Source organism: uncultured Roseibium sp., from assembly GCF_963675095.2.
Taxonomy (GTDB): domain Bacteria; phylum Pseudomonadota; class Alphaproteobacteria; order Rhizobiales; family Stappiaceae; genus Roseibium.
Genome location: NZ_CAXXSJ010000010.1, coordinates 1 through 26,270, shown reverse-complemented (window position 1 = coordinate 26,270; position 26,270 = coordinate 1). Strand labels below are relative to the sequence as shown.

General features: G+C 63.3%; 19 protein-coding genes and 1 pseudogene. 12 read left to right on the top strand and 8 right to left on the bottom strand.

The genetic code is table 11. The annotated features are described in order from the left end of the window. Positions 1-42: 42 nt before the first annotated feature. From ABIN98_RS04235 to ABIN98_RS04225, 3 genes are all read left to right on the top strand, one after another. The gene (locus tag ABIN98_RS04235; protein ID WP_394701422.1) at positions 43-1,491 is read left to right on the top strand and encodes an FAD-binding oxidoreductase; all 1,449 of its coding nucleotides are present in this window, start codon (positions 43-45) and stop codon (positions 1,489-1,491) included. A gap of 208 nt (positions 1,492-1,699) precedes the next feature. Then, a complete protein-coding gene (locus ABIN98_RS04230; protein ID WP_346907690.1) occupies positions 1,700-3,649 on the top strand; it encodes an autotransporter assembly complex family protein in 1,950 nt (649 codons plus the stop codon). A gap of 67 nt (positions 3,650-3,716) precedes the next feature. Then, positions 3,717-7,988: a translocation/assembly module TamB domain-containing protein gene (locus ABIN98_RS04225; protein ID WP_346907688.1), complete on the top strand. Its 4,272-nt coding sequence runs from the start codon at positions 3,717-3,719 to the stop codon at positions 7,986-7,988. A gap of 21 nt (positions 7,989-8,009) precedes the next feature. On the opposite strand, the gene ABIN98_RS04220 is transcribed toward ABIN98_RS04225, so the two are convergent. Continuing rightward, positions 8,010-9,161 (bottom strand): fumarylacetoacetate hydrolase family protein, encoded by a 1,152-nt coding sequence (locus ABIN98_RS04220; RefSeq protein WP_346907686.1) that lies wholly within the window; start codon positions 9,159-9,161, stop codon positions 8,010-8,012. A 315-nt stretch (positions 9,162-9,476) separates the two neighbouring features. On the opposite strand from ABIN98_RS04220, the gene ABIN98_RS04215 reads away from it, so the two are divergent. The 6 genes from ABIN98_RS04215 (at position 9,477) to ABIN98_RS04190 (ending at position 15,997) form a co-directional block, all read left to right on the top strand. Next, complete coding sequence (locus ABIN98_RS04215; protein ID WP_346907684.1) at positions 9,477-10,211, top strand: FCD domain-containing protein; 735 nt, start codon at positions 9,477-9,479, stop codon at positions 10,209-10,211. Positions 10,212-10,321: 110 nt separating this feature from the next. After that, the gene (locus ABIN98_RS04210) at positions 10,322-11,458 is read left to right on the top strand and encodes a sugar ABC transporter substrate-binding protein (RefSeq protein ID WP_346907682.1); all 1,137 of its coding nucleotides are present in this window, start codon (positions 10,322-10,324) and stop codon (positions 11,456-11,458) included. A 95-nt stretch (positions 11,459-11,553) separates the two neighbouring features. Further along, positions 11,554-13,077 (top strand): sugar ABC transporter ATP-binding protein, encoded by a 1,524-nt coding sequence (locus ABIN98_RS04205; protein WP_346907680.1) that lies wholly within the window; start codon positions 11,554-11,556, stop codon positions 13,075-13,077. Then, a complete protein-coding gene (locus ABIN98_RS04200; protein ID WP_346907678.1) occupies positions 13,074-14,123 on the top strand; it encodes an ABC transporter permease in 1,050 nt (349 codons plus the stop codon). Before ABIN98_RS04205 ends, ABIN98_RS04200 begins: the two co-directional genes overlap by 4 nt. 6 nt (positions 14,124-14,129) lie before the next feature. Continuing rightward, the gene (locus ABIN98_RS04195) at positions 14,130-15,080 is read left to right on the top strand and encodes an ABC transporter permease (protein WP_346907676.1); all 951 of its coding nucleotides are present in this window, start codon (positions 14,130-14,132) and stop codon (positions 15,078-15,080) included. Positions 15,081-15,091: 11 nt separating this feature from the next. Then, a complete protein-coding gene (locus tag ABIN98_RS04190) occupies positions 15,092-15,997 on the top strand; it encodes an SMP-30/gluconolactonase/LRE family protein (protein ID WP_346907674.1) in 906 nt (301 codons plus the stop codon). Between the two features lie 234 nt (positions 15,998-16,231). On the opposite strand, the gene ABIN98_RS04185 is transcribed toward ABIN98_RS04190, so the two are convergent. Genes ABIN98_RS04185 through ABIN98_RS04155 form a run of 7 tightly spaced genes read right to left on the bottom strand, consistent with a single transcriptional unit; the run spans position 16,232 to position 23,786 of the window. Further along, positions 16,232-16,636, bottom strand: coding sequence for a RidA family protein (locus ABIN98_RS04185; protein WP_346907672.1), 405 nt, complete (start codon positions 16,634-16,636; stop codon positions 16,232-16,234). Between the two features lie 53 nt (positions 16,637-16,689). Beyond that, positions 16,690-18,306 (bottom strand): benzoate-CoA ligase family protein, encoded by a 1,617-nt coding sequence (locus tag ABIN98_RS04180; RefSeq protein WP_346907669.1) that lies wholly within the window; start codon positions 18,304-18,306, stop codon positions 16,690-16,692. Next, positions 18,306-19,463, bottom strand: coding sequence for an acyl-CoA dehydrogenase family protein (locus ABIN98_RS04175; RefSeq protein ID WP_346907667.1), 1,158 nt, complete (start codon positions 19,461-19,463; stop codon positions 18,306-18,308). Before ABIN98_RS04175 ends, ABIN98_RS04180 begins: the two co-directional genes overlap by 1 nt. Position 19,464: 1 nt before the next feature. Continuing rightward, positions 19,465-20,265 carry an enoyl-CoA hydratase family protein gene (locus tag ABIN98_RS04170; RefSeq protein ID WP_346907666.1) on the bottom strand — a complete coding sequence of 267 codons (801 nt, stop codon included), beginning with the start codon at positions 20,263-20,265 and terminating at the stop codon, positions 19,465-19,467. Further along, positions 20,255-20,746 (bottom strand): MarR family winged helix-turn-helix transcriptional regulator, encoded by a 492-nt coding sequence (locus ABIN98_RS04165; RefSeq protein ID WP_346907664.1) that lies wholly within the window; start codon positions 20,744-20,746, stop codon positions 20,255-20,257. The genes ABIN98_RS04170 and ABIN98_RS04165 overlap by 11 nt, the downstream gene beginning before the upstream one ends. Further along, entirely contained in the window at positions 20,743-21,489 is a 747-nt protein-coding gene (locus ABIN98_RS04160; protein ID WP_346907662.1) for an SDR family NAD(P)-dependent oxidoreductase, read from the bottom strand. The genes ABIN98_RS04165 and ABIN98_RS04160 overlap by 4 nt, the downstream gene beginning before the upstream one ends. Then, entirely contained in the window at positions 21,486-23,786 is a 2,301-nt protein-coding gene (locus ABIN98_RS04155; RefSeq protein WP_346907661.1) for a bifunctional salicylyl-CoA 5-hydroxylase/oxidoreductase, read from the bottom strand. The genes ABIN98_RS04160 and ABIN98_RS04155 overlap by 4 nt, the downstream gene beginning before the upstream one ends. A gap of 197 nt (positions 23,787-23,983) precedes the next feature. Between ABIN98_RS04155 and ABIN98_RS04150 the strand changes: the two are divergent. From ABIN98_RS04150 to ABIN98_RS04140, 3 genes and pseudogenes are all read left to right on the top strand, one after another. Beyond that, positions 23,984-24,187, top strand: a pseudogene (locus tag ABIN98_RS04150) (ketopantoate reductase family protein); the annotation flags it as partial. A gap of 46 nt (positions 24,188-24,233) precedes the next feature. Beyond that, positions 24,234-25,034 carry a ketopantoate reductase C-terminal domain-containing protein gene (locus ABIN98_RS04145; protein WP_346907659.1) on the top strand — a complete coding sequence of 267 codons (801 nt, stop codon included), beginning with the start codon at positions 24,234-24,236 and terminating at the stop codon, positions 25,032-25,034. 80 nt (positions 25,035-25,114) lie between these two features. Beyond that, positions 25,115-26,242, top strand: coding sequence for a 4Fe-4S dicluster domain-containing protein (locus ABIN98_RS04140; protein WP_346907658.1), 1,128 nt, complete (start codon positions 25,115-25,117; stop codon positions 26,240-26,242). Positions 26,243-26,270: the final 28 nt, after the last annotated feature.

The window sequence follows — 26,270 nt, the reverse complement described above, 5'->3', positions numbered from 1 at the left end:
CCCGGACACAGCATGGAGTGCGTTCCGACAATGTCGAACCCAATGGATTCAGCCACCTCGGATCTCCTGACCTTTCGGCTCCGGGACATTGTCGGAGCGGAAAACGTCCTGACGCAAGCCTCGGACACGGCCAGCTACACCACGGACTGGACGCAGCAGCACGAGGGTGAGGCCATCGCCGTTGTGCGCCCCGCAAACACGAATGACATTGCCGCCATCGTCAAACTGTGTGCGGCGACCGGCGTCGCCGTCGTGCCGCAAGGTGGACGGACCGGCCTGTGCGGCGGCGGCGTACCGATTGCCGGACAGCCTTCGGTGATCTTGTCCCTCACCCGCATGAACGCCATCCGCTCGCTCGATCCGGAAGGCCGGACGGTCGTGGCGGAAGCCGGTGTCATCCTGGAAACCCTGCATGAACGCGCGCTGGAACATGGCTTGATCTTCCCGCTGATGTTCGGCGCCAAGGGAAGCTGCACCATCGGCGGCAATCTCTCCACCAACGCGGGCGGCTCCAACGTCGTGCGCTACGGCAACACGCGCGAACTGTGCCTCGGCATCGAGGCCGTCCTGCCCGACGGCTCCGTCATCAACGCCCTGACGGGTCTGCGCAAGGACAACACCGGCTACGACCTCAAGGACCTGCTGATCGGAGCGGAGGGAACGCTCGGCATCATTACCGCGGCCGTGTTCAAGCTGTTCCCCGAGCCGGGAGCCCGCGCGACCGCCTTCCTGTCGGTCACGTCAATGGACGCCGCGATCGGGGTCCTGAACACCATCCAGGACCGGACCGGCGGCGCGGTCGAAGCCTTCGAATACATGCCCAAGCAAACGGTCGACGTGATCCTGGATACCTTTCCCGACATGCGTCCGCCGCTCCGGGAACCGGCCGAGACCGGGATCCTGCTGGAAGTGGCCTCCAGCCGTACGGCCGACGCGCAGATCATGGACGACGGCTCGATCCGCTTCCAGAACGATCTGATGGACATCCTTGCAGACCTGATCGAGGAAGGCCATGTCCTCGACGCCATGCTGGCCCGCTCAGAACAGCAGCGCCGGGACCTGTGGCGTATGCGTGAATCGACCCTGGAGGCGATTACGCAGTTCGGCCCGTCCTACCATCTCGATATTTCCCTGCCGCTGGCGAAGATTGCGGCCTTCGTCGAGGAGATCGACACGGCGACCCGGGAAATGGGCTTCCTGCCGCTGACCGTCGGCCATCTGGGCGACGGCAACCTGCATTACGCTCTCGCGGCCGCGGAGGGCTGCGTCTGGGAAGAGCTGCCGCTGGAAAAAGCCGGCACCATCGCCTACGACGCCCTGGTCCGGCTGAACGGATCCTTCAGCGCCGAACATGGAATCGGCCAGAGCAAGCTGCAGGTGATGAAGAAACTCAAGGAGCCGACCCAGATTTCGGCCATGCATGCGATAAAAAAAGCGCTCGATCCGCAGAATATTATGAATCCGGGAAAACTTCTTCCTCCGGAAATCTGACCATATCGCGCCGCAACACCGCAGAACTCCGCCATTAAACGCCGTTCCGGGAATTTTCGGACCGGGACGGCCACTGGCATGGCGGTTATTACTTCAGTATAGATTTCTTGTTTAAAATTGCGTTGGGATGGTTATCACGCCGGTAGGAAGCCGATCATCGGGCTTCGGCGAGATCAACGCATGTGTTTGGAGTTGCGTGTTCGACGGCATGAAACGTCTGCAGGGGCGTGCGCGTAAAAGCCGCGCCGACAAAACCTCTTCGACGGTTTTGGCCATCGCAGTGATTTTCTGCGGCGGGTGGATAAGTGCGCCTTCCGCCCAGGCGTTCGAAGTCTTCGGTTTCCGCTTCTTCGAAGGCGACAAGCCCGAAGTGGTCAACGAGGTTCCCGATCCCCTGCCCTATGCGGCCACGCTGACGGTTTCCGGCGGCGACAAGGACCTGGAAAAGTCCCTCCTGGAAACCTCCCAGCTGATCCAGCAGCAGGACACCCCGCCATCGGGCTCGCCGGGCCTTATTTCCAGAGCCTTGGGCGACCAGCAACAGCTGATCGCGTTGCTCTACGTCAAGGGTCTCTACGGCGGCACGGTGAATATCGACATCGCCGGCAGGCCGCTTCAGGCGGCGGTCGAGGCGGGAGAGGTCAACCGGCGCGCGGGCACCCCGGTTCCGGTCGTCATCCATGTCGTCACCGGACCGCAGTTCCATTTCGGCACCGTCTCCATCCGCCAGCTGGCCTCCGATGGCACGCCGGCGGCAACGCTCGATCCGGCCAAGTACGGTCTTGTGCCCGGCGCACCGGCCCTGTCGGACAAGATCCTCCAGACCGAAAGCAGGATCGTCGCCGACCTGAAGGATCAGGGCTATCCGCTGGCCAAAATCGCCGACCGCTCCGTAGTCGCCGACCATGCCAGCAATCGGCTCGACGTGACGATTTCGGCTAACCCCGGCCCTGCCGCGACTTTCGGCCATGTCACGGTCCAGGGACAGAAAAAAACCAAGACGGATTTCATCATTCGCCAGGCGGAGATCGACCCGGGCAGCCGCTATGACCCGGCGATCCTGCGCCGCGCCGCCAAACGCCTGCGCGATCTCGGCATCTTCGCCAGCGTCCGGGTGATCGAGGCGGATCGTCTCGACAGCGCTGGCAACCTGCCGATCACGATCGAGGTCGCCGAACGCAAACGTCACGTTATCGGCGGCGGCGGCACCATATCGAGCGTTGACGGGATCGGCCTCGAAGCCTACTGGCGGCACCGGAACCTGTTCGGCGCCGGCGAAACGCTCAGCCTCGAGGGTTCCGTCGGACGTATCGTCAACGGCGACTACGGCGACATGGAATATTCCACGCAGGTCGTCTTCACCAAGCCCGGCGTCTTCGGTCCGGCCACCAGTTTCAGCGCGACCGTCGGTGCCAAGCGCGAAAATCCCGAGGCCTATGAAAGCCGCGCGGTCTTCGGCAGCATGAAGCTGACGAACACGCCGACCGACAAACTGACCTACGCGGTCGGAACGGAGTTCGAATACAGCCGGGAAACCGACGTGCTCGGCCCGGACCATTACGCCCTGTTCGGCGTTTTCGGCGACATTGCCTACGACACCCGGGACAACATCCTGAATCCGACCCGAGGCCTTCGCGCCACTTTCCATGCCGAACCGGCCTATGATGCGGAAACCGGCGGCTTCATGGCCTTCACCAAGGCAAGCCTGTCGACCTATTGGTCGCTGAGCGGATCCGACCGCTTCATCCTCGCCAACCGTGTCGCCGGCGGCAGCATCCTGACGCCGAGCCTCAGCGATGTCGCACCGTCTCGCAGGTACTATGTCGGCGGCGGCGGATCCGTTCGCGGCTACGCCTATCGCAACGTCGGTCCGCGCGTTTCCGGCGAGGTCATCGGCGGACGCAGCTTCTTCGAAACCTCCACCGAGATCAGAACCCGGATCACGGAAAGCTTCGGTGCCGTCGGTTTCGTCGATGCCGGGGCCGCCTACAGCAGCCAGTTCCCGGACTTCTCGGAGGAACTCAAGGTCGGCGTCGGCGCAGGCCTCCGGTACTTCTCGCCGATCGGACCTTTGCGTCTCGACGTCGCTGTCCCCCTTGCGCCGGACAAGGACGATCCGGATTTCGCGATCTATGTCGGCCTCAGCCAGGCGTTTTGACCGGATTCCCGTAAACACCGCTTTTAAACCGCAATTCTCGCTCTAACTGTAGGTCATGCGCCGATTCTTGAAAATCCTGGTCAGGGCCCTGGCTGTCGTTGTCGTGCTGGCATTCGCGGCCATCGCTCTCCTGCACACCGGCCCCGGCGGTCGGCTGATCGCCTCTGTGGCGAACAGCGCGCTCTCCGGTCCGGATATGACCGTCGAGATCAGCCCGCCCATGCTCAGCTGGGGCGGAGACCTGCGCCTGGACAGCGTCCGCGTTTCCGACAGCGAAGGTCCGTGGCTTCAGGTAACCGGCATCGATGCCAAGTGGCACCCGCTGGCGCTGCTGGGCGCGCGCCTCTCCATCGACAGCATCGGTATCGCCAGTGTGGCGGTCGACCGCAAGCCCGTGCCGGCAACCTCTGAAACGGAGCAGGAGACATCCTCGGCCTCCGTGCCCGCCCTTCCTATCGACATCACAATCGGCAGGCTGCTGGTCCGTGACATCAGCCTTGCCCCGGAGATCGCCGGAACGCCAGTGCGTCTGACCGCCGACGGGGCCTTCGCCTTCGATGCCGCGACCATGGGCCTTGAAGCAAGCGCAAAGATCCGGCGGGACGACGACAAGGCGGGGAGCCTGACGGCTGCGGTCGGTTACCTTCCGGAGACGCAAAGCCTCAAACTGGATTTTTCGGCGAGCGAACCACGCGGCGGCCTGCTCGCCCGATTGCTCGACGTCAGCGAACTTCCGGCACTGGACGTTTCGCTGAAAGGAGACGGCCCGCTTCAGAACTGGGCAGCAGACCTCGCCATTGCCCTGGACGGTGTTCAGACCGTGACCGGTCAGGCCGGACTTACGGAAACCACGACGAACGGAGCCGTCACCCGCCACCTGGATTTCGATCTTGCCGGTCAGCTCGAACCTTTGACACCCGAGGCTGTCCGGCCACTTTTCGCCGGCGCCACGCAGGCGAAGGGAACCGTGGCCTTCGGCCAGGATTTCAAACCGCAGAACCTGCGGGTCGACGCAGAGACCGCAGCCTTCGCCCTCTCGGCGGATGGCCGGGAAACACCGGAAACGCTTTCGGCCAATGTCTCGGCCCGCTTGAAAACACCGGTCTCCCTGACGTTCGGCGACGATACGCTCTCCGCATCCGAGCTGACCCTGACGGCCAAGGCGAGCGGCAAGCCGGAGAAAGCCGACTGGAGTGCCGAGATCAACGGGCGGAACCTCGCCAGCCGGCACGGCACCATGGCGTCGGTTGCCGTCACCGCCAACGGCCAGGACGCAAATCTGGTCACGGCAACGCTCAAGGTTCCCGCCACCGTCGATCTTGTCGCCGATATCAGTTCGTTAAGCGATCCCCGCTTCGATGCCTTTACCGGCTCGACCCGGGCAACGGCCGAACTCATCGCCGGAGCCGGCAACTGGGTCGACGTCAAGGCGCTCGCCATCAACAACCCGGCGCTGCAGGCGTCCCTGACCGGTCTTTTCGCGCCTGAGGAAGCCAATGCGGACGCCAAGCTGATGCTCGGCGATCTTGCCGCATTGTCCGCGCTCGCGGGCCGGGATCTTGCCGGGTCCCTGTCGGCCGGCTTCAAGGTCCAGGCCGAGCCGCAATCCGGATCCGCCACCGTGGAGATCGACGGCACCGGGATGGATCTCGTCCTGGGCGATCCCCGCGCCGACAAACTCTTTCAGGGGCGCACCACCCTGACCGGAAGCCTCTCCAGGGACAAGGACGGCACGCTGTCCGCCGATGATCTGCACCTGGCCGCAAAGGGCCTGGACCTGACCATCACCGGCCAGTCCGATCTCAAGAACATAGAAGCGACGACCACCGCGGCCCTGGCAGACCTTGCCCTGCTCGATCCCGTGCTAACCGGTAGCGCAAATCTCGAGGTCTCCGCTGACGGACCGATCGAAGCACCGAAGGTGACCGCGCGCCTGACCGCCAAGCACCTCACCATGCAGGGCGAGCCGGTGAAGGATCTGACAGCCTCCGCCGACCTGACCGCTTCGCTCACCAAACCGGCCGGCACCATCGACATCGGAGCGACCTTCCGGGATCAGCCGCTCACCGGGCATGCCGGATTTTCCTCCGATGAAACCGGCACCCGCCGCGTCGATGACATCGAACTCACGACCGGTCAGAGCCGGATCACCGGAGCGCTGGCCCTTGATGGCGATGGGACGCCGTCCGGATCGCTCGCAGTCACCTTGCCGGACCTGGCCGAAATTGCGCCCCTGCTCCTGCAGAAGCTCGCAGGCGCGCTTGACGCGACCATCGATCTTTCCAGCGAAAGCGGCGTGCCCGTTGCCCGTGTAAGCGCCACAGCCAGGAAGATCGTCAGCGATGCCGCGACCCTCGGACAGGCAGACCTCAAAGCAACGATCGCCGACTTCCTGAACACGCCGCATATCGGCGGCACGCTGACCGCCTCCAATATCGTTGCCGGCGGAACGATGGTGGAACAGCTCACCGCCAAGGCCTCTGGCACAGCCAATGGCACCGATTTCGAAACCGACGCCCTGCTGGACGGCGGCAAGCTTTCGCTCGCCGGCCAGATCGGCCAGACGGCGGACGGCATAGCCGTGACCCTGAACAAGGCCAAAGGCCTCTACCAGGGGCAGGAAACAAGCCTGGCATCGCCCGCGCGCGTCGTCCTGCCAAACGAGGGTCCAATCGCCCTGGAGCAGGTGACGCTGCTGCTCGGCTCCGGCAAGGCCACTGTCGCCGGGACGGTCGGCGACAAGCTGGATATCAAACTCGGCCTTGAAAAGGTTCCCGCCGAATTGGCGGACCTGGCAGCACCTGGCATGCGCTTCGGCGGCACGATCACTGGCAAGGTCGATGTCTCCGGCACGCCCGCCTCTCCCGTCGCCGCGTGGTCGATGGCCTGGAAAGGCCTCGAAACCTCCGCCCTTTCCGGCTTCGGCCTGCCCGGCGCCGATCTCAAGAGCGACGGCCGTTTTTCCAATGAGACTGTCACCCATAAAAGCATCCTGAGCGTCGGTTCTGACGGTCGGTTGACCGCGGAAGGGTCAGTTCAGATCTCCGGTTCCAAGGCCATGAACATGACCGTGACCGGCAACCTGCCTTTCGCGCTTGCCCAGCGCGCCCTCACCCAATCGGGACTGCGCCTCGACGGCGCGGCGGCCGTCGACCTGAAGATCGGCGGCACGACCGCCAAGCCCGCGTTCAGCGGCCAGGTCACCACCCGCGACGCCACCGCGGTTAGCCTGAACACCGGCCTGGTGGTCAAGTCGATCGCGGCCACGGCCAAGATCGACACGACCCGCATCGAGATCACCAGCCTCACCGGAACCATCGGCGCGGGCGGCACTCTGTCCGCTTCCGGCAGCATCGGGCTGGGAGGGTCACTTCCGGCAAACCTCAACCTGAAAATCAACGACGGCACCTACACCGACGGCCGGATTGTCACCGCCAAACTCACCGCAGACCTGACACTGAGCGGCGACCTCGCGGTCATGCCCAAAATCGGCGGCAGTATCCTCATTCAAAGGGCCGACATCACCATCCCGAGTTCGCTTGCGACGACGCTTGCCCCGGTCGACGTCAAGCATATCAACGCACCTCAGGACGTCGCCCGGCAGACGGCGAGCCTGACGGCCGAAACCGGCAGCAAGTCTTCAGGCGGCGGCGTAGCACTCGACCTCGACGTCAATGCGCCGGGGCAGATCTTCGTACGCGGCCGCGGTCTTCAGGTGGAACTCGGTGGGCGTATCAGGATTTCCGGCACCTCCGCCAATCCGGTGACGACCGGCGCCTTCACGCTGAAAAACGGTACGCTTTCCATCCTGTCCCGTCTGCTGACGCTGACCAAGGGCCGGATCACCTTCCTCGGCAGCTTCGATCCGCTGCTCGACTTTGCCGCCACGACGACGGCAAGCGGCACGACGATCACGGTCGGCATCGAGGGGAACGCTTCGGATCCCGACGTTTCGTTCACCTCCTCGCCGGCCTATCCGCAGGAGGAAGTGCTGGCTTTGCTCCTCTTCGGCCAGAACCTCTCAAGCCTGTCGGCGGCCCAGGTCGCCCAGCTTGCGGGCGCGGTCGCGACGCTCGGCGGCGCAAGCCCGCTGGAAAACCTGCGCAAGAGCCTCGGCGTCGACAGCATCAACATCACCACCGACGAGAACAACAACACCACCGCGGAAGTCAGCAAGCGGCTTGGCGACAAGGTCTCGGTCGGCGTTCAACAGGGCACCCAGGAAGGGTCCAGCCGGGTCACCATCGACATCGACGTCACCAAGCATCTCCGCGCCCGCGGTGAAGCAGGCGCCGACGGCTCGTCCAAGGCCGGCATTTTCTTCGAAAAGGAATACTGACCTTCAAGGTCAGCTGCGCATTCACAAAAGCTGCCGGGCAGCGAGATTGCGCATCAGCGCCCGCGCACCAAAGGTCCATTCCGGACATTCCGTCGACAGCCGCACGGTATTCTCAAGATACCCGAGGCCCGGCGATGAAATCCGGACCACATCGCCGAGCTTGTGAGTGAAGCCACCGCCCGGCTCGTCCCGGTCCTTGGTCGGCGCGAACAAAGTCCCGAGGAACAACACAAGGCCGTCCGGGTACTGGTGATGGCGGCCGATCGCCTGCGCCACCAGATCCTCCGGATCACGGCTGATTTCCTTCATCGATGAATGACCGTCGAGGATGAAACCGTCCTCGCCTGTCACCGTCAGCTCCAGTTCGGCGGCACGCACGTCGTCGAGGGTGAAGCCTCCATCGAACAGGCGGAACATCGGTCCGATGGCGCAGCTCGCGTTGTTGTCCTTGGCCTTGGACAGGAGCAACGCCGACCGTCCTTCCACATCGCGCAGGTTGACGTCGTTGCCTAGCGTCGCACCGACGATCCGGCCTTTCGAGGAGACCGCCAGCACGATCTCCGGTTCTGGGTTGTTCCACCGTGAGATCGGGTGCAGCCCGACGTCCGCGCCAGGGCCCATGGAAGACAGGGCCTGAGCCTTGGAGAACACCTCCGCATCCGGCCCGATACCGACCTCCAGGTATTGGCTCCACAGGCCTTCGGCGATCAGGGCCTCCTTGACCTTAGCTGCTTCTTCGGAACCTGCCCGGATATCACGAAGCGAAACACCAATCGCATCGCCCACGCGGTCGCGGATTTCGAGCGCCTTCGCCGGGTCGCCGGCCGCCTTTTCCTCGATCACCCGCTCCACCATGGATGAGGCGAACGTTACCCCGCAGGCCTTGACCGCCTGCAGATCGCACGGTGCCAGAAAATGCGGCCGCGACAGATCTCCGGGTCGGTTCGCCGCGATCTCTTCGAGTGTCCCGACCGAATGCCCCGGCGCCTCGCGCACATAGGCTGCCGGATCATCCATATCGCAGATATCGGAGACAAGCGGTACCGCCTTCGAGGTGATGTCCAACACCTGACCGTCCCGGATCGTGACGACCGAGGGTCCCCCGAAAGCCGGTGACCAGATACGCCCGACAAAGACCCCGTCCTTGTCCTGCTCATGCGGAAAGAAAGCCATTCAATTCTCCCTGAAGCGCATCCGGCCGGCTGTGGTCACCGGCATGACCACAACCCGCGCACCCATCGTGCATTGTTGGACGACATTTGGTCGGACAAATAAACGCAATTCAAAGCACCGGTCAAGCATCTCAACTTAAAGAGGAATTCCCCATCACCCCGTATTTAAATGCATTTAGATATCTGAGAACAGCCATTTTGCACCGCATCAGAATTGTAATGCTCCGCAATGTTGACAGGGTTGGAAAGCGGTCTTACGAATCTTGGTCCAACAAATAGGCTGAAACTGGCCCAACCAGGCCAGCAGGGTATCGGGATGGCGCTGAATACGGACGAGAGCATCGTGTCGCTTGGAACAGATCCGGCAAACGGGTCTGCCGTCGATGCGGTGGTCCGACAGATACGCGAACTCATCGCGGAAGCCGGGCTGAAAGTCGGCGACAATCTTCCCACCGAGCGTGAACTCTGCGCGCAATTCAATGCCAGCCGCAACACGGTGCGCGAGGCCATGCGCATCCTGAAGGCCTACGGCCTTGCGGATGTCCGTCCGAAAATCGGCGCGACCATCACCGACAACCGCATGTCACGCGCCTTCGAGCTGTTTTCCTTCAACACCATGGAGGTGTCCCGCAAGACCTTCCAGGACGTCCAGGCGTTTCGCGATCTGCTGGAAGTCGGGTCCGTGGAGCAGATCTTCAACCGGCTGACCGATCTCGATCTCGATGACCTGCACCGGATCAACGGGCAGCTTTCCGAAAATCACGATCTTCAGGAAGCCTCCGAGATCGATTTCGCCTTTCATGTGCGGCTCGTGTCGATCCTCGACAATGCCGCGATCCTGGACGTCTACAAGGTCATGAAGCCGGTCATCCTGCGCATCATGCAGAAAGGCAAGACCCGGCGGACTTTCAAGACCGAAACCTTTTCCGAACATGAGGGTGTGCTGGAGGCCCTGAGCGCCCGGGACCGCCTGGCGTTCCAGTACAGGCTGCGGACCCACCTCATGACCGGCTTCCGGAATTTCAACGACGAGATGGAGGCGATTGCCTGACGGCCGCGGGAGGCGGCCGGTTTCACGAGTGATTTGCAAACGCGGAAGCGGGTGGCGTCGGCCCCGCTGGAGGAAACCGCGAAACGGCGCGACACGTGGGAGGAATAGCGATGAAAGCACTACTGAAACTGTCAACGGCAGTGGCTGTCTTTGCCCTGTCTGCACATATGGCGCTTGCCGGTCCGAAGTCCGTCTCCGGTCCGGGCGCCGACCCGCAATGCTTCAAGCCCTGGTCCAGCGAGACCAAATTCTTTCAATGGGATGCCAAGCCCGGTCCCTACCGCATCGCCGTGGTGAACGGCTTCGTCGGCAACACCTGGCGCATCCAGATGATCAAGACCGCGAAGGCCTTCGCCGAAGACCCCTCGGTCAAGGACAAGATCAAGGAATTCAAGGTCGTCTCCACCGGTACAGATGCCCCGGCGCAGCTCGGCGCCATCGAGGATTTCATCAACCAGGGCTACGACGCCATCGTCACCATCGCCGTTTCGCCTGACGGCTTCGACCGCGTCATCCGGCTCGCCGACAAGAACAACGTGGTCATCGTGCCCTTCGACAACGTGCTCGACACCGACAAGGTCATGCAGGTGAACGAAGACCAGCTGGCCATGGGGAAGACCTGGGCGAACTTCGTGCTCAAGGAACTGAAGGCGGAAGGCAAGACCTCCGGCAAGATCCTGGAAGTGCGCGGTCTGCCGGGCAACTCGGTCGACCGGGACCGGTCCCTCGGTATCCATGAGGTTCTCGATGCGTCCGGCGGCGACTGGGAAGTGATCCAGGTGGTCGGCAACTGGGATGACGGCACCGCGCAGAAAGTCAGTGCCGACGCCATTGCGGTCCATGGCGCGTTCGACGCCGTGATTGCCCAGGGCGGCACGACGGGCGTGGTCCAGGCGATGCTCGATGCGGAACACCCGATGGTCCCGATCGCCGGAGAATCGGAAAACGGCTACCGCAAGCTGGTCGCCAAATATGCCGACAAGGGCCTGAAGGGCATTTCCATCGGGCAGTCCCCGGGACTGGTGGCGATCTCCATGAAGGCGGCCATCTCCGCGCTCGAGGGCAACGTCATGCCCCAGCTCATCTCCGTCCCCCTGCCGGTCGCCGATTACACGGAACTCAAGGACGGTGTGAACTTCTGGACCGACCTGCCGGACAATTTCTTCACCGTCAACGAGTTTCCGCCCTGCGGCGTGAACATCTCCGGACCGGCGATCATGTCCCAGTCCGAAGCCGACGTGAAATAAGCGGCGCATCACGCCCAACCCGGCCCCGGGGTCCTTCCCGGGGCCATTTCTTCTCAACGATCGGGAACCGGTTTTGCACCGGTGAGAACGCACGCATGAGCGACGCCATCGTCGAATATCGCGGCATTTCGAAATTCTTCGCCGGCATCCGGGCCCTGGAGAATGTCGATTTCGCCTGCTCGCCCGGATCCATCCATGCCATCCTGGGTGAAAACGGGGCCGGGAAATCCACCCTCATCAAGATCATGTCGGGCGTGCTTCAGCCCGATGCGGGTGAAATCCGCCTGGAGGGAAAGCCGGTTACCTTTCCAACACCCGATGCCGCCAACCGCGCCGGCATCGTTTGCATGTTCCAGGAACTGTCGCTGATCCCCGACCTGTCGGTGGCCGACAACATTTGCATTTCCGATCCGCCGCGCCGGTTCGGACTGATCGACGGCCGCGCCCAGGTCGCACGCGCCGAGGAGCTGCTTGCCCGGGTCCGCTGCGAGGATGTCGATCCACGGTCGCTGGTGCGCGAACTGTCCCTGTCGCGACGCCAGATGGTGGAAATCGCCAAGGCGCTCGGCCGCAAGCCGAAGGTCCTGATCCTGGACGAGGCCACCTCGGCCCTGACCTCTCGCGACGTTCAGACCGTTTACGACCTTCTAGCGGAACTCAAGGCCGAAGGCGTGGCGAGCCTGTTCATTTCCCACCGGATGCATGAGGTGGATGCCCTGTGCGACACCCTCTCCGTCTTCCGCAACGGCCAGCACATCGAAACCTTCTCCAAGGGCGAAAAAAGCGAGCGCGAGATCGTGCACCTGATGATCGGGCGCGATGTGGAAGCCCAGTTCCCGCCCAAGCCACCGCTGACGTCTGCGGACGAGCGTGGCACGCCCCTGTTGAAGGTGCAGGGACTCAAATGGGAAAACAAGCTGAACGGCGTCGACCTCTCCGTCTGCCGGGGCGAGATCGTCGGCCTGGGTGGCCTCGACGGCCAGGGGCAAAAGGAATTGCTGCTTGCCCTCTTCGGCGCGCTCCGGGATGTGGACGGCGATGTCACCATCGGCGAGCGCAAGGGCATCCCCTCCTCTCCGGCCGGGGCCAAATCCGCGACGACACGCATGGCGCTCGTGCCCGAAGACCGCAAGACCGAAGGCCTGATGCTCGGCATGCCGATCTCCGACAATCTGCTCGCCGCTTCTTATGGGAAAATCTCGCGCGGGCCCTTCATCGATCCCGCTCTTGCCCGCCACGCGGTCGAGGACGGCCTCAGGAAACTCCAGATCAAGATCGGATCGGCAGATGATCCGGTAATGACGCTCTCCGGCGGCAATCAGCAGAAGGTCGTCATCGCCAAATGGCTGATGATCGATCCCGACATCATCCTGCTCAACGATCCAACCCGCGGCATCGATGTCGGCACCAAGCAGGAGATCTACCGGCTGATGCGCGCACTTGCCAATGAAGGCAAGGCGATCCTGTTCTATTCATCCGACTACGCGGAGCTGATCGGCTGTTGCGACCGGGTCTCTGTCCTTTACGACGGGCGGGTCGTCAGCGAACAGGAGGGCGACGCCATCACCGAGGAAAGCCTGGTCGCAGCCTCCCTCAACATCGACGTCGAGGCCGCATGATGCACGCTGTGAACTGGAAAAGATGGCTGCTGCAGAATGTCGGGTTTGCCAGCGCGTTGTTGCTGCTGACCGTTCTCTACATAAGCTACAACATACTGCATCCGCGGGGGTTTTCCTCCGCCGTCGCGGTCCAGAATGCGAACGAGACGGCGGCGATTGCCTTCGTCGCCATGGCGCAGACGCTGCCCGTGCTTCTGGGCGGGCTCGACCTTTCCGTCGGCGCCGTCATGACCCTGACGAGCTGCATTGCCTCGCACCTGGTGAACGGCTCGCCGGCCGAGATCCTGTTCGGCATGGTGCTGACGCTTTTGTCGGGAACAGCCTTCGGCCTGATGAACGGCCTGATCGTCGTCTATGGCCGCATCCAGCCGATCATCGCGACCCTTGCCACCGGCGCGATCGCCATCGGCCTTGCCCTGCTGGTGCGACCCAAACCCGGCGGCGACGTGGACGGTGATCTCAACTGGGCGCTGACCAACTCGGTCTTCGATTTCGCCGAAACCTACGGCCTTGCCGACGGCGGCAATGCCTGGTGGCTGCGCCCCATTGCGAACATCCCCGTCCCGGTCATTCTGGTGGCCCTGATCGCGATCCTGGTCTGGGTGCCCTTCCGCCGCTCGGTCACGGGACGGACCGTCTATGCCATCGGATCGGCGGAAGGCCCGGCCTTCATGTCCGGGCTTCCAATTCACCGCGCCAAGATCGCGGCCTTCACCATCGGCGGGTTCTTCGCCGCCTGTGGCGGGCTCTATCTCGCGATCCAGACGTCATCGGGCAATGCCGACATCCAGCAGGCCGGCGCCTATACGCTGAACTCGATCGCCGCCGTCGTGCTCGGCGGCACCTCTCTGCTCGGCGGCATCGGCAGCGCCATCGGCAGCATCGTCGGCGCCATGATCCTGCGCGTCATCTCGTTCTATTTCCGCATCCTCGACATCGACCCGCTGCTGCAGCCGCTGATTGAGGGGGTTGTCCTGCTTGTCGCCGTCTCCTTCGGTGCGTTCCGCACGCTGAGGGTAAAGAACAAGCTCGATCTGTTCAGGTAGGCCGCCATGCGCATCTCCATTTCAGCCGAAAACCGCCCCATCGTCATCGCGTCGCTGTTCATCGTCGTGATCCTGCTGGCAGGCACCGTCTACACCCTGTCGACCACCGGCACGGCTCCGCTGCTGTCACCCAGATACCTGCTGCAGCTGCTGCAGACCGGCTCCTTCCTCGGCATCTGTGCGGCGGGCATGATGATGGTCATCCTCCTCGGCCATATCGACCTGTCGATCCCCTGGACCCTGACCGCGGCCGCGATGACCGCCACCGCCATCGGTGGCGACATGGCCCTGCCCATGGCGCTTGCAGTCGGATTGGCCGTCGGCCTGCTGAACGGTTTCGGCGTCGCCTATCTGCGCATCCCCTCCATGATCTTCACTCTCGGCGTCGACACGGTGTTGCGCGGGTTGATGGTGGCGCAGACCGGTGGTTTCGCCCCGCAAGACTCCGCAACGCCGCTGATGCTGTTTCTGGCCAAGGACCGGTTGCTCGGTATTCCGGTCGCGATCTTCGTCTGGGCGGCCGTCTCCGCCGTTGTCGCGCTCATCCTGACCCGCACCGGCTTCGGCCGGTCGATCTATGCCACCGGTTCGCGAGAGGGCGCCGCCTACCTGTCGGGCATCCGCACACGCTTCGTCATCGTCGGCGCCTTTGTCATGTCCGGCCTGTGCGCCTCGCTCGCCGGCGTTCTCCTCACCGGCTATTCAGCCAAGGCCTATCAGGGCATGGGCAATGCCTTCCTGCTGCCGGCCATCGCCGCCGTCGTGCTCGGCGGAACCCATATTCTCGGCGGACGCGGGCGTTATTCGGGCACGCTGGTCGGCGTGATCCTGATCGTCCTGCTCAACTCGGTCCTGTCGATCATGCAGATGCCGGAAGCCGGCCGGCAGATCATCTACGGCGCCGTCATCATCGGTATGCTTTTGGTCTATGGTCGCAATCAGCGCGTCACGTCGTAAGGGAGGAAGACATGCCTGGAGAACATTACGACATCCGCGACGACCGCTTTGCAAAGCTGATCCACCGTAACGCCAATATGGACACGCTCTGGACCGGCGGCCGCTGGACCGAGGGGCCAGCCTATTTCGCCGCCGGCCGCTATCTGATCTGGTCCGATATTCCGAACGACCGGATCCTGCGCTGGGACGAAATGAACGGCGCGGTCTCCACCTTCGAACAGCCGTGCCGCAACCACAACGGCCACACGGTCGACCACCAGGGCCGGTTGATTGCCTGCGAACATCGCGGCCGTTGCGTCAGCCGCTACGAGATCGACGGCACCAAGACGATCCTGGCCGACAGCTACGACGGCAAAGCTCTCAATTCCCCCAACGACGTGGTCGTGAAGTCGGACGGATCGATCTGGTTCACCGACCCCTCCTACGGTATCGACAGCGACTACGAGGGCGATGCCGCGCCGATGGAACAGGACGGCCGCCATGTCTACCGGATCGCGCCCGACGGCGGCATCACCCGCGTCATCGATGACATGAAACAGCCCAACGGCCTGGCGTTCTCGGCGGATGAAACCACGCTCTTCGTGGCCGACACGGGCAAGACCCACTTTCCCGATTGCGAACCGAAGATCCGGAAGTACCCGGTGTCCGCGGACGGCAAATCCGTGGGGCCCGGCGCGGATTTCGTCGTCTGCGACACCGGCCTCTTCGACGGCTTTCGCCTGGACACCAACGGCAACATCTGGTCGTCGGCCGGCGACGGCGTTCACTGCTTCGCCGCCGACGGCACCCTGATCGGCAAGATCCGAATCGACGAGGTCGTCTCCAACCTCTGCTTCGGCGGCCCCAAACGCAACCGCCTGTTCATCTGCGCCACGACATCGTTGCGGTCGATCTACGTGAACGCGCGGGGGCTTTAGGGGTGGCCGATTTAAGGCTCGGAACATTTCGTTTTTAAACTGATTCAGCCCCGTGCACCCGTCTCCCCCCTTGAGGGGGAGATGTCCGCGTTAGCGGACAGAGGGGGGTATTCGGCCTCTCGGAAATTTGCAGCACCTGAGTGTGACGCTCACATCGTCACCCCCCTCTGTCACCAAGGTGACATCTCCCCCTCAAGGGGGGAGACGGGAGCAAGCGGGACGAGCGTTCTTACCTCAAGAGGCTTTCGCAATCTTCGCGGTCGCCTCGATTTCCACCAGGGCCTCGTCCTCGATGAGGTCGGCGACGACGAGCATGGACATGGCGGGGAAGTGCTTGCCGAAAACGCGGCGGTAGGCTTCGCCGACCTCGCGCTGGTGGGCCATGTATTCCTTCTTGTCCTTCACGAACCAGGTCAGGCGCACCACGTCGGAGGCCGTCCCGCCTGCCGCCTCGACGATGTCGAGGATGTTGCGCAACACCTGCTCCATCTGACCGATGAAGTCCTTGGCGACGAACACCTGGTCCTTGTCCCAGCCGATCTGGCCGCCGGTATAGAGCGTTCCATCCTCGGTCAGGACTCCGTTTGCGTAGCCCTTGGCTTGCACCCAGCCGTCCGGTTGAATGATCTGATGGGTCATGTCTGGCCTTTCATGAATTCTTCTTATGGCGCGCGAGCCCTCCGCCGCGCGTGTTAATCCGCCTTCAGCTTGAACCGCTGGATCTTGCCCGTTTCTGTCTTCGGCAGCGTGTCGGTGAAGATGATCGAGCGCGGGTACTTGTAGGGCGCGATCTTCGCCTTCACATGGGCCTGCAGCTCTTCCGTGGTCTTGTCGTTCGCCTCGTAACCTTCGGCCAGCACCACATGAGCCTGGACGATATGGCCGCGGGCTTCGTCCGGCGCGCCAATGACGGCGCATTCGGCGACCGCCGGATGGGCAAGCAGGGCCGCCTCGACTTCCGGTCCGGCGATGTTGTAGCCGGCGGAAATGATCATGTCGTCGTTGCGCGCGGCGAAGTGGAAATAGCCGTTCTCGTCTTCGGAGAAGCTGTCGCCGGTGACGTTCCAGCCGTCCATGACGTAGTTCTTCTGCCGGTCGTCGTTGAGGTAGCGACAGCCCGTCGGACCGCGCACCGCCAGCCGGCCGACCGTGCCCTTCGGCACCTCGGTGCCGTCCTCGCCGATCACCTTCGCCTCGTAACCGGTCACCGGCTTGCCGGTACAGGCCGGCCGGTGGTCGGTGAAGCGGTTGGAGATGAAGATATGCAGCATCTCGGTCGCGCCGATGCCGTCGAGCATCGGCTTGCCGGTCTTTGCCTGCCAGGCGTCATAGACCGGCGCCGGCAGCGTCTCGCCGGCGGATACCGCGGCGCGCAGGCTGGACAGGTCAGCGCCTTCCTCCATCGCCTGCAGCATGACGCGGTAGGCGGTCGGCGCGGTGAAACACACGGTCGCCCGGTATTTCTCGATGATCTCGATCATGTTCTGCGGCGTGGCACTTTCCAGAAGCGTGGCCGCTGCCCCGAAACGCAGCGGGAAGATCGCAAGTCCGCCGAGACCGAAGGTGAAGGCAAGCGGCGGCGAGCCGATGAAGATATCTTCCGGCGTCACACCGAGAACTTCCTTGGCATAGCCGTCGGCGATGATCAGCAGATCGCGGTGGAAATGCATCGTCGCCTTCGGCGTGCCGGTGGAACCTGATGTGAACCCCAGCAGCGCCACGTCGTCCCGGCCGGTCGGCACCGGCTCGAACTGCACCGTCTTTTCCAGCGCCAGCCGGTCGAGCTCGGCATCGTGATTGGAGGTGCCGTCAAAGCCGACGACCCGTTTCAGAAACGGGCTGTCCTTGGCGCAGAGTTCCATTTCCTCCATCAGGCGGGTGTCGCACAGGGCGAACTGGATCTCGGCCTTTTCGACGTATTTGGTTAGTTCACCCGCCCGCAACATGGGCATGGTGTTGACCACCACCGCACCTGCCTTGGTCGCGGCAAGCCAGCAGGCGACCATCGCCGGATTGTTGGCGGAGCGGATCAGGATGCGGTTGCCCGGCTTCACGCCCAGATCGTCGACCAGCACGTTGGCCAGCCGGTTGGTCCAATCGGCCAGCTCCTTGTAGGTGCGCCGCCGTCCGTTGCCGATCAGAGCGGTCCGGTCGCCGAAGCCCTTGGCGACCATGCCGTCGGTCAGTTCGACACCGGCATTCAGCCGTTCCGGATACTCGAAACCGTCGAGCAGGAAATCCGGCCACTGGCTTTCCGGCGGGAGATTATCCCGGGAAAATGTGTCGACATGGGCTGAGGGACTGAGCATCACGATCCTCCTTGGAATTCGGCAAGAGCCTGCCGTGCGATGACGACGCGCTGAACATCGGATGCGCCTTCGTAGATACGAAGGGCGCGGATTTCGCGGTAGAGCTTTTCGACGGTTTCACCCGACCTCACCCCGTCCCCGCCATGCAGCTGCACCGCCTTGTCGATCACGGCCTGGGCCTGATCGGTGGCAAAGAGCTTGGCCATGGCGGCCTCGCGGGTGACACGGGGCGCGCCGCTGTCCTTGGTCCAGGCGGCGCGGTAGACGAGCAGCGCGCTGGCGTCCACGTCGAGCGCCATATCGGCGATATGTCCCTGCACCATCTGCAGGTCGAAAAGCGGCGCGCCCTGAACCTTGCGCGAGGTGACCCGGGCAAGCGCCTCGTCCAGCGCGCGGCGGGCAAAGCCGAGTGCCGCGGCCGCGACAGAAGCGCGGAAGACGTCGAGCACGGACATGGCGATCTTGAAGCCCTGCCCCGGTTCGCCGAGCATCGCGGAAGCGGGAATGCGGCAATCGGTGAAGCGCAGCGTGGCGAGTGGATGCGGTGCGATCGTCTCCAGCCGTTCCACCACCTCGAAGCCCGGCAGCCCTGCCGGAAGGATGAAGGCCGACAGCCCCCTTGCGCCCGGCGCCTCGCCGGTACGGGCGAACAGGGTGTAGACATCGGCAATGCCGCCGTTGGAAATCCAGGTCTTCTCGCCGTTCAGAACATAGCTGTCGCCGTCGCGGGTGGCGGTCATGGTCGAGTTGGCGACGTCGGAGCCGGATTGCGGTTCGGTCAGGGCAAAGGCGGAGATGGCCTGCCCGGACCGGGTCTGCGGCAGCCACTCGGCCTTCTGCCCGGGCGTGCCGAACAGGGAGATCGCCCCGGTGCCAAGGCCCTGCATGGCGAAGGCGAAATCCGCAAGCCCGTCGTGACGGGCCAGGGTTTCGCGCATCAGGCAGAGCGTGCGCACGTCGAGCCGGCCGTCTTCGGCGCCCGTGTGTTGCAGGTAACCGGCCTCGCCCATTGCGGCGACCAGCGCCCGGCAGGCGGCATCCGTATCTGAATGATCGATCGCAGCGAGCTTGACTTCGGCCCAGGCATCGGCCTGCTCCGCCAGCAAGCGGTGCCGCGCCTCGAAGAACGGCCAGTTGAGGAAGCTGCGGTCAGCCATCTCAGTCTCCCTCGAACACAGGCTTCTGTTTGGCCACGAAGGCCTCGTAGGCCCGGCGGAAGTCGTTGCCCTGCATGCAGATCGCCTGGGCCTGCGCCTCGGCCTCGATCGCCTGTTCCAGCGTCATGGACCATTCCTGCGCCAGCATGGTCTTGGTCATGGAGTTGGCGAAGGTCGGACCAGAAACGATCCGGCTCGCGAAATCCATCGCGGTTTCTTCCAGAGCCCCCGCATCGACGACCCGGTTGAAGAAGCCCCAGTTCAGGCCTTCGTCGGCGCTCATGGAGCGGCCCAGATAGAGAAGTTCCGACGCACGGCCCTGTCCGATGATCCGGGGCAGGATCGCACAAGCGCCCATGTCGCAGCCGGCAAGGCCGACCCGGTTGAACAGAAAGGCGACCTTCGCCTCAGGCGTCGCGACCCGCAGATCCGACGCCATGGCCAGGATCGCCCCGGCACCGGCGCAGATACCGTCGACCGCGGAGACGATCGGCTTGCCGCAACCGATCATCGCCTTGACCAGATCTCCGGTCATGCGGGTGAAGGCAAGCAGTTCCTTCATGTTCATCCGCGTCAGCGGCCCGATGATATCGTGCACGTCACCGCCGGAACTGAAATTTCCGCCGTTGGGCAGGATCACCACCGCGTGGACGTCGTCCGCGTAATGCAGGTCGCGAAACCAGTCGCGCATCTCCGCATAGCTGTCGAAGGTCAGCGGGTTCTTCCGTTCCGGACGGTCGAGCGAAATCCGGGCGATGCCGCCGTCGATCTCGCATTTGAAATGGGTTACATCACTCCGCATTTGCTGCGCTCCCCGATTTTTCGTCTTTTTCGGCAGGGTGGAGCACCGCCTCCAGCAGATCGCTCAGCGTTTCGATCTGCTCGGGGCCGAACTCTCCCAGCATTTCATTGATCCAGCCTTCGTGCTCGGCGGCCAATTCGGCAAAGGCTTTCGACCCGGCGGCCGTCAGCTTGACCCGGTTGGCCCGCCGGTCGCCGGGCACGGCCAGGCGCAGGGCATGACCGTCTTCGACCAAGCGCTCGACAATGCCGGTGACATTGCCGTTCGAGACTTTCAACAGGCTGGAAATCTCGCTCATCTTCAGCCCCTCGGGCGTGCGTGCCAGTGCCGACATGACGTCGAAACGCGGCAGGGTCGAACCGAACTGGTCGCGAAGCCGACGGCGCAATTCCGCCTCGATGGACGACGAGGTCTTGAGCAGTTTCAGCCAGAGCCTCAACCGGTTCTTCGACAGGGAAGACGAGGGCGTTTCTTTGGTCATATCTCTCCTCCGGTCAGGCTGAGCGCATGGCCGTTGACCGACCGGGCCGCATCCGAACACAGCCAGAGCGCGCTCCCGGCCACTTCATCCGGCTGGATGAAACGGTCCTGCGGATTGCCGGCGCGCAGCTGGGCCGCGGCCTCTTCGGCGCTCATGCCGGTCTTGGCGATGATATTGTCGATCGACCGCTGCAGCATCGGCGTTTCGATATAGCCGGGACAGATCGCGTTGACGGTGATGCCGGTGCGTGCCAGTTCCTGGGCAAGAGACCGGGTCAGGCCGATCACGCCATGCTTGGCCGCGCAATAGGCGCTGACATAGGCGAAGCCCTTCAGACCGGCGGTCGAGGCAACCGCGATCATCCGGCCCCAACCCGCAGCCCTCATGTCGGCGAGTGCTGCCTGCCAGCAATTGACCACACCGCCCAGATTGACCGACAGCATGGAATTGAACATATCCGGCGTCATTTTCGCGAAGGGAACGCTATCCGCCGCCCCCGCATTGGCGATCACGACGGTAACCGGCCCGCGGGCCGCACGCGCCGCCTCGAACGCGGCGAAGACCGCATCCCGGTCGGTCACGTCGCAGGTCTCGTAGGGCAGTCCTTGCGCGGCAAGGGGCGCTTCGGAGCGCCCCATGATCGTGACCGTGGCACCGGCGGACGCAAAGGCCTGCGCCGTCGCCGCCCCGACGCCGGTGCCGCCTCCGGTCACGACGATATGCTTGCCGGCGAGTGGCGTCATACCTTGACCACCGTTTCCGCTTCCCGGTCGGCCAGCCGCCACAGCTGATCCCGTCCGGCGAGATAAGGCAGCGGCCAGTCGGACGCGTTCCGGTCGCCGATCTTTGCCGCCTCATGCAGCGTCCAGTAGGGATCCGACAGATGCGGACGGCCGACGGCCACCAGATCCGCACGTCCTGCAAGCAGGATCGAGTTGGCGTGATCGGCCTCGTAGATGTTGCCGACCGCCATGGTGCGGATACCCGCATCGTTACGGATCCGGTCTGAGAACGGTGTCTGGAACATGCGGCCATAGACCGGCTTCGCATCGATCGAGGTCTGACCGGCGGACACGTCGATCAGGTCGGCGCCGGCCTCCCAGAACAGGCGCGCGATCTCGACCGCCTCTTCCGGGGTGACGCCTTCGTCGCCGACCCAGTCATTGGCGGAAATACGCACCGACATCGGCTTGTCCGCGGGCCAGACGGCGCGCATGGCGGCAAACACCTCCAGCGGATAGCGCATTCGGTTTTCCAGGCTGCCGCCGTAGTCGTCGGTGCGCTGGTTGGACGTCGGAGAAATGAACGAGGAGATCAGATAGCCGTGAGCGGCATGAAGCTCGATCATGTCGAAGCCGGCGCGTTCGGCCATCTCCGCGGATGCAACGAACTCGGCCTTCACCTGGTCCATTTCGGCCCGGTTGATCTCGCGTGGCGTGTCGTTCTGGTCCGACCACGGAATGGCAGACGCGGAGACCAGTTCCCAGTTGCCCTGGGGGAGAGGCTTGTCCATCCCCTCCCAGCCGATGTTGGTCGAGCCCTTGCGGCCCGAATGGCCGATCTGGCAGCAGATCCGGGCATCGGTTTCGCTATGGACGAAATCGGTCAACCGCTTCCAGGCCGCCTCGTGCTCCGGCGCATAAAGCCCAGGACAGCCCGGCGTGATCCGGCCTTCGGCGCTGACGCAGGTCATTTCGGTATAGACCAGACCCGCGCCGCCCTTGGCCCGTTCGCCGTAATGGATCAGATGCCAGTCGGTCGGGCAGCCGTCGACTGCCTTGTACTGGGCCATCGGCGAGACGACGGTGCGGTTCTTCAGTTCCATGTCGCGCAGCTTGAACGGCGCGAACATGGGCGGACGCGTCGGTGCGGCAGCCGGCGCGCCGGCGTGATCCATGAACCAGCGTTCCGCCGACGCCAGCCACTGCGCGTCGCGCAGGCGCAGGTTTTCGTGGCTGATACGCTGGGAACGGGTGAGCAGGGAATAGTTGAACTGGACTGGATCCAGATCGAGATAACGCTCGACCTCCTCGAACCACTCCAGCGAGTTGCGTGCCGCCGACTGCAGTCGCAGCACTTCCAGCCGCCGCTCTTCCTGGTAGCGGCTGAAGGCAGCCTGCATGTCCGGCTCGGAGTGGAGGTAATCGGCCAGCGCGATCGCGCTGTCGAACGCCAGACGCGAACCGGAGCCAATGGAAAAATGCGCGGTCGCCGAGGCATCGCCGAGAAGCACGACATTGTCGTGATACCAGCGCTCGCACAGCACCCGCGGGAAATTCATCCAGACGGCGGAGCCGCGCAGATGGGCCGCATTGGACATGAGTTCATGACCATCCAGATGATCGGCGAAGACCTTTTCGCAGGTCTGGATGGTCTCTTCCTTGGACATACCCTCGAACCCGAAGTTGTCCCAGGTGTCCTGCGAGCACTCCACAATGAACGTCGCCGTATCGGCATCGAACTGGTAGACGTGCGCCCAGATCCAGCCGTGCTCCGTCTTCTCGAAGATGAAGGTGAAGGCGTCGTTGAATTTCTGGTGCGTGCCGAGCCAGATGAACTTGCACTTGCGGACATCGATCTGCGGCTTGAAATAGTCTTCGTACTGGGAGCGGACCCGGGAATTGATGCCGTCGCAGGCGACGACCAGATCGTACTCCTTGCGGTACTCCTCGACGTCGTCGAATTCGGTCTCGAAGCGCAGGTCCACGCCGAGTTCGCGCGCCCTTTCCTGCAGCAGGATAAGCATCTTCTTGCGGCCGATGCCGGCAAAGCCGTGACCGCCGGAGACCGTGCGCACGCCCTTGTGGACGACGGCGATATCATCCCAATAGGCGAAGTTGCCGCGGATCGCCTCGGCGCTTTTCGGATCGTTCTTCTGGAGGTTTTCCAGTGCATCGTCGGAGAGCACCACGCCCCAGCCGAACGTATCGTTCGCTCGGTTGCGCTCGATCACGACGATCTCATGCGACGGATCCCGAAGTTTCATCGAGATCGCGAAATATAGCCCTGCCGGCCCGCCTCCCAGACACGCAATCCGCACGACGACAATCTCCTCTTGGTTTGTTGCGAAGATGGTCGCGCGTTCCGCAAACTATTTCAAGCTTAAAATTTCAGGCTTGAAGTTTTTTCTATGAGCAACCCTCCAGCTAATGAAAAATCGCAAGGGGTCTTTGCGCCGGCGTCCTCTCCATGATCTAGTGCACGGCAACGCCTCGTCACGTCTTTTGGAAGATCTTCATGCGCATTTGTATTTTCGGCGCCGGTGCGATCGGCAGCCATTTTGCCGTCAAGCTGGCCAGGGCCGGCCATGATGTCTCGGTGATCGCCCGCGGACCGCAGCTTGAAGCCATTCAGTCGAAGGGCCTGACCCTCAAGGCAGGCGACCAATCCTGGAGCGTCGACCTGCCGGCCCATTCGGATGCGGCCGAATTGGGTCCGCAGGATCTCGTCATCGTCGCCGCGAAGGCAACCGGACTGGCGGCGATCGTTGACCCCGCTCAAGCCGCTGATCGGTCCGGAAACCGGCGTCATCTTCCCGCAGAACGGAATGCCCTGGTGGTATCCGCTCGGGCTGACCGACAAGCCGGAACCACCCTCCACACCGCTCTTCCGGCTTGCCGACCGGTATCTCGCCTATCTGTCGCCGGAACAGATCATCGGCGGCAGCGTCTATTCCGCCAACGCCATGATCGAGCCCGGCGTCGTGCAGAACAATTCCCCCAACCGCAACCGCATGTCCATCGAAGGTGTCACCCCGAACTGCCGGTTCGATGTCGCCGGTTTGCGCAAGCTGCTGGACGAGGCCGGGATCTCCTCCCCGACCCCGGAAGGCGGTATCCGTACAATCATCTGGTCAAAGCTCCTGCTCAACGTGAGCATCTCGGGCCTTGCGCTGGTGACCCGGAACGAAGCGTCGATTTCGCGGGTGGATCCGGATCTCAACGTCATCCTGCGCCGCCTTCTGGCGGAAGGACTGCTGATTTCCAAAGCTCATGGCTACCCGCTCGACGACAAGGTCGACGCGGAGGCTACCATTGCCCAGATCCCCGACCACAAGCCGTCTATCCTGCAGGATTACGAACTGGGCCGGCCGATGGAAATCGACGAGATCATCCGCGCGCCCCAGGCGTTCGCCCGCGCCGCAGGTGTGGAAACACCCTCCCTGGATTTTCTCAGTGCCATCGCCACGCGCCAGGCCCGGGGACCGCGGGCTTTACGACGGTTAGGCGTTCCAGACCGCTACGGCCTGATCGCCTCGATCAACAATTCGATTTTTATTGTCGCATAACCTTGATGCTGAACGAATAAGAGTGTGAAGTGTGCATTGCACCAAAAACGATTTTCAATGTCTTAGCGGGATAGCCGGACATGACAGCACGTACTGGAGGCAGCTTCGTTCTCGATGATCCGGCACCGATCGTCGACGCGTTGCGCGCGGACGGCTGGCGCGTGATCGGCCCGCGCCTGGGCGACGGCGCGATCGTCTATGACGAGATCGAGACGGCGGGCGATCTGCCACGCGGGTTTGTCGATGAACAGGACGGCGGTCACTACCGGCTGCGGGAAAGCGGAAACGACCGCTGGTTCGACTACGTGGTCGGGCCGCAGAACTGGAAGAAATGGCTCTTCCCCGCCCGCCAGAAACTCTGGTCCGCGTCCCGCACCGAAGACGGCTTTGCCATCGAACCGCATCAGGTCGACTTCCCCAAGACGGCGATCTTCGGTGCCCGTGCCTGCGAGATCGCGGCAATCGAGATACAGGATCGCGTCTTCAACAACGGCGACTTCACTGATGCCGGTTACAAGCACCGGCGGCAGAACATGCTGATCGTCGCCGTCCAATGCGCCCGCTCGGCGCCGACCTGCTTCTGCTCTTCCATGAACACCGGGCCGCGCGCTGAGGCTGGTTTCGACATCGCGTTGACCGAACTTGAGGACGGCGGATTTCTTGTCGAATGCGGCAGCGACCGAGGAGCAGGAATTCTGGATCGGATCGAAGCGGCTGCCGCCGATGCGGCAGCAGAGGAAGCAGCCCACGCGGTCACCGAGCAGGCTGCCCAAATGCAGATGCGGTCCATGCCGGAGAACATCGCCGGCCTGTTGAAGGACAATCTCGAACACCCCCGCTGGGCGGAGGTAGCGGACAGATGCCTGTCCTGTGCCAATTGCACGCTCGCCTGCCCGACGTGTTTCTGTTCCGACGTGGAAGACGTCAACGACCTGTCCGGCGACCACACCGAGCGCTGGCGCGTCTGGGACAGCTGCTTCAGCCTCGACTTCAGCTACATTCACGGCGGCGCGGTGCGTCGCTCCACCCAGTCGCGCTACCGTCAGTGGATGACCCACAAGCTGTCCAGCTGGCACGACCAGTTCGACACGTCGGGCTGCGTCGGCTGCGGCCGCTGCATCACCTGGTGCCCGGTCGGCATCGACATCACGGAAGAAGCCGCCGCCTTTGCGGCAGAACCTGCTGATGCAGGAGGATTGGAAACATGAAAATTCATGGCTTTGACGAAATCCTGGC